The organism is Streptomyces mabaensis (genome assembly GCF_053763515.1).
Genome location: NZ_JBSOPZ010000007.1, coordinates 126773 through 138922, shown reverse-complemented (window position 1 = coordinate 138922; position 12150 = coordinate 126773). Strand labels below are relative to the sequence as shown.

General features: G+C 72.8%; 14 protein-coding genes and 1 pseudogene. 5 read left to right on the top strand and 10 right to left on the bottom strand.

Features of this window, described 5'->3' with window-relative positions; all coding sequences use genetic code 11:
• Positions 1-139: 139 nt before the first annotated feature.
• The gene (locus ACWV17_RS08480; protein ID WP_455359163.1) at positions 140-1561 is read left to right on the top strand and encodes a geranylgeranyl reductase family protein; all 1422 of its coding nucleotides are present in this window, start codon (positions 140-142) and stop codon (positions 1559-1561) included.
• Here ACWV17_RS08480 and ACWV17_RS08475 read toward each other — a convergent pair.
• Complete coding sequence (locus ACWV17_RS08475; RefSeq protein WP_455359162.1) at positions 1551-1994, bottom strand: nitroreductase family deazaflavin-dependent oxidoreductase; 444 nt, start codon at positions 1992-1994, stop codon at positions 1551-1553. The two genes, ACWV17_RS08480 and ACWV17_RS08475, sit on opposite strands and share 11 nt — an antisense overlap.
• A gap of 163 nt (positions 1995-2157) precedes the next feature.
• Between ACWV17_RS08475 and ACWV17_RS08470 the strand changes: the two genes are divergently transcribed.
• Positions 2158-2859, top strand: a complete 702-nt coding sequence (locus ACWV17_RS08470; protein WP_455359161.1) for a TetR/AcrR family transcriptional regulator — start codon at positions 2158-2160, stop codon at positions 2857-2859.
• On the opposite strand, the gene ACWV17_RS08465 is transcribed toward ACWV17_RS08470, so the two are convergent.
• The gene (locus tag ACWV17_RS08465; RefSeq protein WP_455359160.1) at positions 2765-3121 is read right to left on the bottom strand and encodes a DUF6332 family protein; all 357 of its coding nucleotides are present in this window, start codon (positions 3119-3121) and stop codon (positions 2765-2767) included. The two genes, ACWV17_RS08470 and ACWV17_RS08465, sit on opposite strands and share 95 nt — an antisense overlap.
• A 43-nt stretch (positions 3122-3164) precedes the next feature.
• The gene (locus ACWV17_RS08460) at positions 3165-4673 is read right to left on the bottom strand and encodes an MFS transporter (protein WP_455359159.1); all 1509 of its coding nucleotides are present in this window, start codon (positions 4671-4673) and stop codon (positions 3165-3167) included.
• A gap of 87 nt (positions 4674-4760) precedes the next feature.
• Here ACWV17_RS08460 and ACWV17_RS08455 point away from each other — a divergent pair, with 87 nt between their 5' ends.
• A complete protein-coding gene (locus ACWV17_RS08455) occupies positions 4761-5177 on the top strand; it encodes a MarR family winged helix-turn-helix transcriptional regulator (protein WP_455359158.1) in 417 nt (138 codons plus the stop codon).
• Here the strand turns inward: ACWV17_RS08455 and ACWV17_RS08450 are convergent.
• Complete coding sequence (locus ACWV17_RS08450) at positions 5167-5907, bottom strand: maleylpyruvate isomerase family mycothiol-dependent enzyme (protein ID WP_455359157.1); 741 nt, start codon at positions 5905-5907, stop codon at positions 5167-5169. The genes ACWV17_RS08455 and ACWV17_RS08450 overlap by 11 nt on opposite strands.
• Positions 5908-6028: 121 nt before the next feature.
• Positions 6029-7298: pseudogene (locus tag ACWV17_RS08445) on the bottom strand (MFS transporter).
• An 85-nt stretch (positions 7299-7383) separates the two neighbouring features.
• On the opposite strand from ACWV17_RS08445, the gene ACWV17_RS08440 reads away from it, so the two are divergent.
• Together ACWV17_RS08440 and ACWV17_RS08435 are read left to right on the top strand one after the other, a co-directional pair.
• Positions 7384-8043, top strand: a complete 660-nt coding sequence (locus ACWV17_RS08440; RefSeq protein ID WP_455353939.1) for an alpha-ketoglutarate-dependent dioxygenase AlkB family protein — start codon at positions 7384-7386, stop codon at positions 8041-8043.
• Positions 8044-8077: 34 nt separating this feature from the next.
• Positions 8078-9313: an ROK family protein gene (locus ACWV17_RS08435; RefSeq protein ID WP_455359156.1), complete on the top strand. Its 1236-nt coding sequence runs from the start codon at positions 8078-8080 to the stop codon at positions 9311-9313.
• Between the two features lie 55 nt (positions 9314-9368).
• On the opposite strand, the gene ACWV17_RS08430 is transcribed toward ACWV17_RS08435, so the two are convergent.
• The 5 genes from ACWV17_RS08430 to ACWV17_RS08410 all read right to left on the bottom strand — a co-directional run bounded on the left by ACWV17_RS08430 (position 9369) and on the right by ACWV17_RS08410 (position 12145).
• Complete coding sequence (locus ACWV17_RS08430) at positions 9369-9743, bottom strand: hypothetical protein (protein ID WP_455359155.1); 375 nt, start codon at positions 9741-9743, stop codon at positions 9369-9371.
• Positions 9744-9818: 75 nt separating this feature from the next.
• Positions 9819-10259 carry a roadblock/LC7 domain-containing protein gene (locus tag ACWV17_RS08425; RefSeq protein ID WP_455359154.1) on the bottom strand — a complete coding sequence of 147 codons (441 nt, stop codon included), beginning with the start codon at positions 10257-10259 and terminating at the stop codon, positions 9819-9821.
• A gap of 37 nt (positions 10260-10296) precedes the next feature.
• Positions 10297-11061, bottom strand: a complete 765-nt coding sequence (locus ACWV17_RS08420) for a transcriptional regulator (RefSeq protein ID WP_455359153.1) — start codon at positions 11059-11061, stop codon at positions 10297-10299.
• The gene (locus ACWV17_RS08415; RefSeq protein WP_455359152.1) at positions 11058-11465 is read right to left on the bottom strand and encodes a hypothetical protein; all 408 of its coding nucleotides are present in this window, start codon (positions 11463-11465) and stop codon (positions 11058-11060) included. The genes ACWV17_RS08420 and ACWV17_RS08415 overlap by 4 nt, the downstream gene beginning before the upstream one ends.
• A 149-nt stretch (positions 11466-11614) precedes the next feature.
• Positions 11615-12145 carry an ATP-binding protein gene (locus ACWV17_RS08410; protein WP_455359151.1) on the bottom strand — a complete coding sequence of 177 codons (531 nt, stop codon included), beginning with the start codon at positions 12143-12145 and terminating at the stop codon, positions 11615-11617.
• Positions 12146-12150: the final 5 nt, after the last annotated feature.

Below are 12150 nucleotides of genomic sequence, written 5' to 3'. Positions count from 1 at the left end.
ACGTTGGTGTACGTGTGGGTGTACGTACGCGTGTACGGCTGGATGAGGCCGATCCTCCCACAACAGGGCCGGGCGGGCCGCGCCGTAGGATGCGGTCGGTAGCCGGAGCAACTGGTCGGATCAGGAGCAGAAGCACATCGTGAGCAGCGAGAACGCAGACACCGGCAGCGAGCGCGACGAGTCGGCCGCCGGCCCGGAGGAGACGGCCGGGAAGCCGGCCGCCGGTGCGGACGGGGAGACGAGCGGCGGCGCGGACGAGGGTACGGCCGGCGGCGCGGACGAGGGTACGGGCGGCGGCGGGGAGACCGGGGCGGTGGGTGAGGCGGCGGTCGGTGAGTCGGTCTGGGACGTCGTCGTGGTCGGGGCCGGCCCCGCAGGGGCTTCCGCGGCGTACGCGGCTGCGGTCGCCGGGCGGCGCGTGCTGCTGGTGGAGAAGGCAGAACTGCCCCGGTACAAGACGTGCGGCGGCGGCATCATCGGCCCGTCGCGGGACGCTCTGCCCCCCGGCTTCGAACTCCCGCTCAGAGACCGGGTGCACGCCGTCACCTTCTCTCTGAACGGGAAGCTGACCCGCACCCGCCGCTCCCGGCACATGCTCTTCGGGCTGATCAACCGTCCCGAGTTCGACGCGGGACTGGTCGACGAGGCGCGGAAGGCGGGGGCGACGGTGCGTACCGGCGTGACCGTGAGCCGGGTCGAGCAGCACGGCCCCGCCGTCCCCGACCGCCGGACCGTCGCCGTCGTACTGGCCGGCGGGGAGACGATTCTGGCGCGTGCCGTCGTCGGCGCGGACGGCAGCGCCGGCCGGATCGGCGCCCATGTCGGCGTGAAACTCGACCAGGTGGACCTCGGGCTGGAGGCGGAGATCCCCGTCCCCGCCACGGTCGCCGAGGACTGGGCGGGACGGGTGCTCATCGACTGGGGCCCGATGCCGGGGAGTTACGGCTGGGTGTTCCCCAAGGGCGACACCCTGACCGTCGGGGTCATCTCGGCCCGCGGTGAGGGCGCAGGCACCAAGCGCTACCTCGAGGACTTCATCGCGCGGCTGGGGCTGGCCGGGTTCGAACCGGCCGTCTCGTCCGGACATCTCACGCGGTGCCGCAGTGACGACTCGCCGCTGTCCCGGGGCCGGGTGCTGGTGTGCGGGGACGCGGCGGGGCTGCTGGAGCCGTGGACGCGGGAGGGGATCTCGTTCGCGCTGCGTTCGGGGCGCCTCGCGGGCGAGTGGGCGGTACGGATCGCCGAGGCCCAGGATGCCGTGGACGCGCGCAGGCAGGCCCTCAACTACGCGTTCGCCATCAAGGCCGGGCTCGGTGTGGAGATGGGGGTCGGGCGGCGGATGCTCACAGTGTTCGAGCGCCGCCCCGGTCTGATGCACGCGGCGATCACCGGATTCCGGCCGGCCTGGCGGGCGTTCGCCCGGATCACCCGGGGGTCGACGTCGCTGGCGGAGCTGGTCCGGACCCATCCCGCGGCCCGGCGCGCGCTGACGGCGTTCGACCGCAGGGAGGACCGCCGGCAGGGTGAGCGGGAGCGGGAGCAGGAGCAGGTCAGCGCGTGACGGTGATCCGGAACACGGGGTGCCGGGGCGCCGCGGCCCGCAGTTGCTCGTCGGAGGACTTGGCGTTGACCTCGCCGAAGAAGCGGCCGACCTCCCAGCCCCAGCGCTCCAGGTAGCTGCGCAAGACCTGGGGCTTCTCGTCATCGGTGAGCTCGACGGCGGTGAAGCTCCGGGTCTTCCGGCCGACCCGGAGCTGTCCGCCGCCCGCGGCCCGCAGGTTGCGCACCCACTCGGAGTGGCCGCGGGCGGAGACCAGGTACGGGCCGCCCTCGTACGGCAGCGGGTTCACCGGGACGCGGCGCCATTCGCCGCTCTTGCGGCCGCGCACGGCCAGCTCGTTTGTCCCGGCGAGGCTGATGCCCCGGCGGGCGAGCAGGCCGATCGTCCTGTTGAGCAGATGGTCGAAGCGGTTGGGCTTGATGTAGTGGGCCATGGTGTCCTCCACCGGTCGGGGCTGCCCGGGCTGTCGGGCTGGTGCGTCGCCATTTCGAGAGCACTGCTCTCGCTCAAGAGCAGCGTTCCACCGCCCCCGCTCCAAAGCAAGAGCAGTGCTCTCGTCTTTGGTCGGTGCTCCGGAACGTGACAGACTGCCGGACATGAGTGCCATCCGAGGGGCCAGGGAACGGGCCCGTACCGAAGTGACCGCCGCGATCAAGGACGAGGCGCGCAGGCAGCTCGCCGCCGAGGGGGCGGCGAAGCTCTCCCTGCGCGCGGTCGCCCGCGAACTCGGCATGGTCTCCTCCGCGCTCTACCGTTACTTCCCGAGCCGCGACGACCTGCTGACCGCCCTGATCACCGACGCGTACGACGCCGTGGGCGCGGCCGCCGAGGCCGCCCTCGACCGCGCCGCCGACGCCCCTCACACGGACCGCTGGCTCGCCGTGTGTACGTCCGTACGCGCCTGGGCGCTGGGCCACCCCCACGAGTACGCCCTCATCTACGGCTCGCCCGTGCCCGGCTACACCGCCCCCCGTACCACCGTCGGCCCCGCCTCCCGGGTCGGTCTCGCGCTGATCTCCGTCGTCCGCGACGCCCACGCCTCCACCGGTCTCGCGGTGCCCGCGCTGCCCGGCTCGCTGCGCCCCGAGGCCCTGCGCATCACCGCCGACCTCGCCCCCGACCTGCCGCCCGCGGTCATGACGGCCCTGGTGGCCGCCTGGTCGCAGCTCTTCGGCCTGGTCTCGTTCGAGGTGTTCGGTCAGTTCAACCGCATCGTCGAGGAGCGCGCGGAGTTCTTCGCCCACGCCGCGGTCCAACTGGCCCACGGCGTGGGTCTACTCGGCACGGAGCAGAGCTGACCACCACGCCGGGCTGACCCGCCGCCGGCCGCCCGCTCGCGTACCGCCACAGCACGTGCACCACCCGCAGGACGAACACGAGCGCGGCGGCGGTCCCGCCGGCCAGCACCAGTCCCCGCTCCACCAGCCGTGGCAGAGCGAAGAGGAGTGCCGGTCCGGCGAGCGCGCCGCACACCAGCGCGGCCGCGAAGACCGCGCTGAAGAGCGCGTATCCGATCTCCACCGTGATCGCGTCCCGCTCGGCCTGCGTACGTTTCCCCATGCGCCGCATTGTCACAGGGCCGGGGCCGGCGGGCCAGGAGGTGTCAGTCGCGGGCGGCGGCCGGGACGCGCTCGGCGTCCGCCTCCTGCGGGACCGACTTCTCCTGCGGGACCGACGTGGCGACGACGACCGTCTGCCGCGGCACGCGGTTCCGGCGCAGTCCGGTCAGGGTGATCAGCAGCCCGGCGAGCGCGATGACCGTGACGACCACCAGGCCGGGCCGGAAGCTGTCCAGCACCTCCTGCGGCGAGCCGCTCGCGTCGCCGCCCGCCGTGATGACCGCGGTGACGACGGCCAGGAAGACCGCGCCGCCCACCTGGATCGAGGTGTTGAGCAGGCCCGAGACCATGCCCTGCTCGTGGTCGTCCACACCGTTGGTGGCCTGGATGTTGAGCGAGGGGAAGACCAGCGCGCAGGCCGCGCCGAGCAGCAGCATCGAGGGCAGGATGACCGCCGCGTACTGCGGGGTGAGGCTGATGCGCAGGAAGAGCGCGTAGCCGACGACCAGCAGGGCGAAGCCCGTCAGGATGACGCGAGGGGTGCCGAAGCGGTCGACCACCGACCCGATCTTCGTGGACGAGAGGGCGACCAGCGCGCCGGCGGGGAGGAAGGCGAGCGCGGTCTCCAGGGCCGACCAGCCGAGCAGGGACTGCATGTACTGCGTGACCAGGAACTGGAAGCCGACGTACGAGCCGAAGAACGCGGCAGCGCCCAGGTTGGCCCGGATCTGATTGCCGGAGCGCAGTACGCCGAGCCGGATGAGCGGGCTCGCGGTGCGCCGCTCGATGGTCACGAAGGCGGCGAGCAGCGCGGCGACCGCGGCGAACGACAGCAGCGTGCGGGCGGAGGTCCAGCCGGACTCCGGTGCCTGGACGACGGTGAAGACGAGCAGCAGCATCGCGGCGGTGCCGGTGACGGCGCCCGGCAGGTCGTAACCGCCGTGGGTCTGCGGCCGCTTGCTGCGCGGGATCAGCCGGATTCCGGCGATCAGCGCGACGAGCGCGATGGGCGCGGGCAGCAGCATGGTGAGCCGCCAGCTCACCTCGGTGAGCAGCCCCGAGAGCACCAGGCCCATGGAGAAGCCGGTGGCGGCGCAGGTGGTGTAGATGCTGAGGGCCCGGTTGCGCAGCGGGCCCTCGGGGAAGGTCGTGGTGATGATCGAGAGGCCGGCGGGCGCGGTGAACGCGGCGCTCAGGCCCTTGATGAAGCGGCTGGCGATGAGCAGCGGTCCGGAGTCGACGAGCCCGCCCAGCAGCGAGGCGACCGCGAAGACCGCGAGGGCGATCAGGAAGACGTTCCGCCGGCCGAGCAGGTCGGCGGCGCGGCCGCCGAGCAGCAGCAGTCCGCCGTAGCCGAGGATGTAGCCGCTGACGACCCACTGCAGGGTCGAGGTGGACAGGCCGAGGTCGGTCGCGATGGAGGGCAGCGCGACGCCGACCATCGAGACGTCGAGTGCGTCGAGGAACATCGCGGCGCAGAGCACCAGCAGGGTGCCCCACAGGCGGGGGCTCCATCGCTCCTGTGTGGCAGGGGAGTTGAGCGGTGAGGTCATGGGCAGCACAGTACATGCACATGCATTGAATGCAAGCGCATTTAATTCCGATGCAACAAAGTGGGTACTTCTGCTACCGTGCGCCTCATGGCACCGAACGACGCCGATCACCGACTGGTGGAGGAGTGGCGGGACATCCTCGCCCTCCATGCCCGTACGACCTGCGAGCTCGATCGCGAGCTGCATCAGCACGGGCTCGGCGCCAGCGACTTCGAGGTACTCGACGTGCTTGCCGAGGGCGTGGCGGAGGACGGCGGCTGCGCGTACCGGGTGCAGGAGCTGTCGGCCCGCGTCCATCTGAGCCAGAGCGCGCTGTCCCGGCTGGTCGCACGGCTGGAGAAGGACGGCCTGGTCACCCGGGGGATGTGCAGCGAGGACCGCAGGGGAGTACGGGTCGCACTCACCGACGAGGGCCGGGCGCGGCATGCCGAGGTCAAACCGCTGCAGCGCGCGGTGCTCTGCCGGATGCTCGCCGACCGGCCCTCAGGGCTCTCTACCAGGTGATCCCGGACGTCTCCCGCCACAGCCGGGCCAGTGACGCGTCTCCGGTCACGGTCACCCGGGCAAGCGGCAGCCGGTTCCACAAAGTCGCGTAGAGGACGTCCGCCGGTCCGCTGATCTCACAGTCCGCCGGGCCCTCGTCCGTACGCTCGGTACGTGGCGGCCCGTCCGACAGGTGCACCGTCCAGACGGTTCCGGTGTCCGTGGCCCGTACGCGCAGAACGCACGGCTCCGTCGTACGCACCCGGCTCTTCGCCCGGGAGTGGAAGGCGCGCAGCAGCTCGTCGATACCGTCGTCGGCGAATGCCGCGTCCAGACCGTCGGTCCGCGTCGCCCGCGCCGACTCCGCATCCAGCCGGTGCACCGCCGTTTCGTGTGCCTGCCGCCGCGCCCAGAACGCCAGCGGTGACGGCGCGGGCATGAAGCTCCAGCACTCCAGGTCCGGGGGAGCGGCGCGCAGCGCGGCGACCAGCAGGTCGTGACCCTCGCGGAACCAGTCCAGCAGTTCCGCCCCGTCCAGCTCGGGCTCGCCCGCGTCCGGCACGAACGCGGTGGCCCCTTCGGTGACGAACCGTGTCGCCCAACGGTGAACCATGCCGGTGTGCCGGAGCAGGTCCCTGATCTGCCAGCCGGGACAGGTGGGAACGGGCGCGTCCGCCCCGGCCTCTTCGGCGGCGGAGGCCAGCAACCGGCCTTCCGACTCAAGGGCCTTGATGTGTGCGGCGATGTCCATGCGGTGATTCTGCCAGCGGGTCAGGAGGCCCGGGGGTGATGGGCCCGGGCGCCCCGCCGCTCAGCAGGCGGTGCAGCAGTCCGAAGGCGAGCGCCTGCACCAGGAACGAGACCGCGATTCCTCAGGCCGCGCCCCGTACGGATACGTGGCGTACCGAGTACCCGATGAGCGCGGCGACGGCCGCCAGCAGAGCCACCGTCGTCAGTGCGGCGGGCAGTGAGAACCACTCCGCCAGGAACCCGATGGCCGGCGGCCCGAGCAGCATCCCGCCGTAGCCGAGCGTCGACGCGGCCGCCACCCCGGTAGGGCCGGCGAGCGCGCCCGCGCGGTCGATGGCGACGGGGAACAGGTTCGCCAGGCCCAGTCCGGTGACGGCGAAGCCGAGGAGGGCGAGCCAGACCGTGGGCGCGAGAGCGCCGAGCAGCATGCCGGCCGCGGCGGTCGACCCGCCCACGACGAGCGTGCGGGTCTGGCCGAGCCGCTCCAGCAGCGCCGTACCGCTGAGCCGGCCGGCAGTCATCGTCAGGGCGAACAGCGAGTACCCGGCCGCGGCGACACCCGGATGCGCGCCGAGATCGGCCTGGAGGTGCAGGGCGCCCCAGTCGGCCAGGGCGCCTTCGCCGTACGCCGTGCACAGCGCGATCAGGCCGAACACCGTCACCAGCGCGCGGGTCCGCCCGTCGAGGCGCCGCGGCGCCCGCGCGCCCGCGGAAGTCCGCTTGGTGGAAGTCCGCTCGGCGGCAGTCCGCTCGTACGCGTCGGGCGGCGGCCACCGGCGCCGGTTGCCGCAGCAGAACCGGCCCGGCCACGGCCGTGACCAGCAGTCCGATGCCGGTGAGGGCCAGCAGGTGCGCCGTGGGGGAGAGGCCGCCCGCCACCAGCCCGCCGAGACCCGCGCCGATCATCCCGCCGAGGCTGAACGCGGCGTGGAAGCCGGGCATCACCGGCCGGCGCAGGGCGGTGACCAGGTCGACCGCCGCGCTGTTCATCGCGACATTGATGCCCCCGTAGGCGGCGCCGAAGGCCAGCAGGACCAGGCCGAGGGTGAACGCCGAGTGGGTCAGCGGGGGCAGCGCGATGCTGAGCGCGAGCAGCGCCCCGCACGCGACGGTCACCGGATGGCTGCCGAGGCGCCGGCAGAGCCGTCCGGTGAGCGTCATGGTGATCACGGCTCCCGCGGACACACCGAGCAGGGCGAGGCCCAGGTCGCTCGCGGAGGCGCCGGTCTGCTGCTTGATCGCGGGGATACGGACGACCCAGCCGGCGAAGATGAAGCCGTCGAGGGCGAAGAACACGGTCAGGGCGATGCGGAGCCGGCTCAGGGGCGCCGGGACGGGGTCTCCGCCAGGTCCTCCTGCTGCGGCCGTTCGGAGTTTGTTTAGGAGCGGCACAAAACAAGCGTAGAGCCCGGACCCCGGTCCGTACAAGCCGAGTCCGACCAGGTGCTCGTCAAGCCCGGCGCGACAATGGAGGCCCATGGACGCCGAACTCTTTCCCCGGGACCGGACCGCGCCGGCGGCCGGTGCCGTTCATGTGCCGGACTGGCTGGGGCCCGTGCAGCAGCGGGAGCTGGTGGCGGCGTGCCGCGAGTGGGCTCGCCCGCCGGCCGGGTTGCGGACCGTCCGTACCCCGGGCGGCGGGACGATGACCGCCCAGCAGGTCTGCCTCGGGTGGCACTGGTACCCGTACGGATATGCGCGCACGGTCGTCGACGGCGACCACGCTCCCGTGAAACCGCTGCCGGACTGGTTGGGCGATCTGGCGCGCAAGGCCGTCGAGGACGCGTACGGCGAGGGGCCCTGCGTCGAGCCGTACGACATCGCGCTGATCAACTTCTACGGTGCCGAGGCCCGGATGGGCATGCACCGCGACAGCGACGAGAAGTCCGACGCGCCGGTGGTGTCGATCAGCCTCGGTGACTCGTGCGTGTTCCGCTTCGGCAACGCCGAGTCCCGGGGGCGTCCGTACCACGACGTGGAACTGCGCAGCGGAGACCTGTTCGTCTTCGGCGGGCCCTCCCGCCTCGCCCACCACGGGGTGCCGCGCGTCCATCCCGGCACCGCGCCTGCCGGGCTCGGCCTCAGCGGGCGCCTCAACATCACGCTGCGGGTCAGCGGCTTCGCCGGGAGCGGCTGACGGCCGGCCCGCGGATCATGCGAAACTCGCCTTCATGAACGGCAACGCGGCCCCGCGCAGGGTGGGGGATGTGTCCACGCGGACCAAGATCGAGAGAGGCCGCGGCGCACTGGGCCCCGCGCTGGAGCTCGTCCACACCGGCCGGGCGCCCACCCGCGCCGTCCTCACGGCCGAACTCGGCGTCACCCGGGCCACCGCCGGCGCCGTCGCGGCGGAACTGGAAGCCCTCGGCCTCATCCGCGTCGACTCCCGGCCCGGCATCGCGGGCGGCTCGCAGGGCCGGCCCTCGCACCGGCTCGCCGTCGACGAGACGGGCCCGGTCGCGCTGGCCGCCCAGGTGCACGCGGACGGCTTCCGCGCCGCGCTGGTCGGGCTCGGCGGCCGGATCGTCGCCACCGCCCCCGGCTGTGTGACGGTCTCCGCCGACCCGGCGCAGGTGCTCGGCGCCGTGGTCGACGCGGGCGCCACGCTGCTGCGCGAGACCGGGCGCCGGTGTATCGGCGCGGGTCTCGCCGTACCGTCCGCGGTCGCCGAACCGGAAGGTACGGCCCTGAACCCCCTGCACCTCGCCTGGCCCGCGGGCGCACCGGTCCGCGACATCTTCGCCGAGCGGGTACGCGCCGCCGGCATCGAAGGCCCCGCCCTGACCGGCAACGACGTCAACCTCGCGGCCCTGGCCGAACACCGGCACGGCGCCGGCCGCAGCGCGCAGCACCTGCTGTGCGTGGCCACCGGCCATCGCGGCGTCGGCGGGGCGCTGGTCCTCGACGGCCGTCTGCACTCCGGCAGTTCGGGCCTCGCTCTGGAGGTCGGCCACCTCACCGTCAATCCGGAGGGCCGCCCCTGCCACTGCGGCAGCCGCGGCTGCCTCGATGTCGAGGCCGATCCGCTGGCCTTCCTCACTGCGGCGCGGCGCGACCCGGGCCCCGAGGTCTCGCTGTTGCAGCAGGCCCGCGACCTGCTGCGCACGGAGTACGACGATCCGGACGTGCGGCACGCGGCCGAGGAGCTGATCGACCGGCTCGGCCTGGGGCTGGCCGGTCTGGTCAACATCCTGAACCCCGACCGGATCATCCTCGGCGGTCTGCACCGCGAGCTGCTGGACGCCGATCCGGAGCGGCTGCGCGCGGTCGTCGCCGACCGCAGTCTCTGGGGCCGCAGCGGCGGCGTACCGATTCTGCCGTGCACTCTGGACCACAACAGCCTGGTCGGCGCGGCCGAGTTGGCCTGGCAGCCGGTCCTGGACGACCCGCTCGCCGCGCTGGCCTGAACGCGGTGCGGGGAGCCGGCCGGGTTCCGGCGGCTCCCCGCCGCCCGCATCGGTGTCAGACCTCCAGCTCCGCTTCGATCCGCTTGAGCTGGTGCCGGGCCATCGCAAGATTCGCCCGGCCCTTGTCCAGGGCGAGATAGAGGAACAGGCTGTCCTTGCCGCCCCCCGACAGGAGCCGGATCAGGTGGTACTGGGTGCCGAGGGTGATCAGGATGTCCTCGATGCCGTCCTTGAGACCCAGGTGCTCCATGGTGCGCGCCTTGGCGCGGACCACATCGGTGTTGCCGGCGGCGGCCACCGCCAGATCGAGGTCCTTGCCACCGCCCAGGGTGCCGAGGGCCATACCGCTGGCGTAGTCCACGAGAGCGACGCCGAGGGCCCCCTCGATGGAGGTCATCGCTTCCTTGAGGGCGGTTTCGGTGTTGGCCATGATCGTGCTTCCTTCCGTTGACACTCTTGTCTTGTGGATCTGTGGATCTGTCGATCTGCCGACTGCGGGGATGCGCTACGGGGTGCTGCTCTCCGGCCGGTCGAGTGCGGCGTCCACGAGGTCCGCGATACGCGCGCCGGCCCGGCGGCCTTCGAGATGCAGCCGGCCGACGTTGGTGTGCGGCCCGGCCAGCACGGTGAGGACGGCCGCCGAACCCGCCGCGTACGTCGCGACGTAACCGCGCTCGGCCCGTACGAGCAGCTCGCGGAACTCCCCCTGGCCGGTGGTGTCCGCGAGCCGCAACGCGACCCCGAGCGCGGCCGCGGTCAGCGCGGCGATCCCCTCGGCCTCCACGGCCGCCACCTCCTGGGCGAGCACCAGACCGTCGATGCTCGCCGCGACAGCGCCCGTCACATGGGGGACGCGGGCGCGCAACCTCCGCAGCTCATCCAGGACTTCGGGCTCCACCGCCATCAACTGCCTCCTCTCGGCGCGCTGTCTGAGTACGCGTTTCATGGCGGGGTGCAGGGAGCCTCAGGGACGGATCGGACCATCACAGGTGTGCCTCCAGGGCGTCACGGAGCCGGCGCAGCAGGGCGATGTCCGGGTCGGCGGAGACTTCCGGGACCCGGACGGGAGCGGGGGAGGGGCCGGACGGGTCCGGGGCGCGGGGAGTCGCGATATGCCCGGCGGCCGCCAGCCGCCGTACGTCGATGAGGGTGTGGAAGGCGGGGCGGCCCAGCAGCCGGGAGATGGCCGCCGGGGTGCGGACTCCGTCCGCGAGGTCCAGCACGGCCCGCTGGCGTGGGGTGACCGGCGGACTGCGTACGGCCTGCCGGCGTACGACGGGCGCGCTGTCCACCTCCGGGCTCGGCCACAGGTCTTCCAGCAGCTTTCTGCGCCGCAGGGTCTCGCGCTCGACCGTCTCGGCGGCCACCGGACGTACCGGACCCAGCCAGTGGACGGCTCCGTAGCGGAAGCGGGTCGGTCCGCTGGCCGGAGCCAGCACGAAGAACGCCGCGTCGAACAACGCGCCCAGATGGCATATCTCCAGCTCGCCGTCGGTGAGCCGGCCGCTGTCCACCAGGAACCTGCCCACCTGACGGCGGGCTCCGGCCCGGTCGAGCGCCTCCTGCCAGCCCTCGGCGGGCAGCCGCCCGGTCGCGGTCAGCAGGACGTCGACGCCGGGCGAGGCGGGGCTCTCGGCATGTACGACCCGGCCGTCGACGAGGTACAGCGTGCCGGCGTCGCGCAGCAGCGCTCCGGTGGCGCGTTCGGACGCCAGCCGGACGAGCATCGGGGAGATCGCCGCACTCATATCAGGGCGAGCCGATCCGCCAGGTCCCGCAGGCGGATCCGGGCGAGCGCCAGGTTGCCTTCGTCGCGGCCGAGCCACAGGTGGATGAACACGCCGTTGTCGAAGGCCGTTTCGACGAAACGCATCAGGTGGTACGCGGTGGGCGTGGTGATGACGACGTCCTCCACCGGCACGGCCTTGGCGGCGTCGCCGCCGAGGCCCGCGCCCGCCGGGTCGGCGAACGCGGTCTGCTCGGCGGCCATCCGGGCAAGTTCCGCCGTTTCGGCGGCGGTTGTCTCATGACTGCCGTTCGGTGCGTCGCCGATCGTGCCGAGCGCGAGCCCGCTGATCCACTCGACCACGGCGGCGCCGCGCGCCCCCGGCAGAGTCATGGCCTCGAGCAGGCACTCGTCGATTCCGGGCACGCGTCGGCCCTCTCCCCTGGGTGATCGTTCCGTCACTGCGGGTGCGGCAGTGAGGACGAGGCTACGCAACGTCGCGTGCCGGGGAGGCGGTTCTGGCATTTTCCAACGGAACATGCGGAGCAGGGGTGGGTCCCCGCGGTGCCGTCGGGTCAGCTCGTGAGGGCCGACCTGGCGGACGCGTGCTCCCGTACGGGCGCCGCACCCTGTGGTTCGAGCTCCTGGCCCGCGAACGGACCGGTGGTCGTCGCGCCGTACACCGGGCGAGCCGGCAGCATCTCCGCGGGCGAGGGCGCCGGCAGGGTGAACCAGACGACCTTGCCCCCGCTGCTCTCCGGGCGTACGCCCCAGCTCTCGCTCACGGCCGCTATCAGCGCGAGGCCGCGTCCGCCGGTGGAGAGGTCGTCGGCCTGCCCGGCGGCGGGCAGCCGCGGATCGTTGTCACGGACCGACACCGTCAGCCGGTCGAACAGCAGCTCGATCTCCACGGTGCAGGTCTTGTCGGGCTGCGCGTGCCGGTGGACGTTGGTGAGCAGCTCGGTGACACCGAGCGCCGCCCGGTCGATCAACGCGTCCAGATGCCAGTAGCGCAAATGCGCGCAAACGATCCTGCGGACCTGGCCGATCCGCGACGGCAGAGCCTGGAGCTCCACCGTGCAGTGCCTGCTTGGATGGCTGATCACGGCTG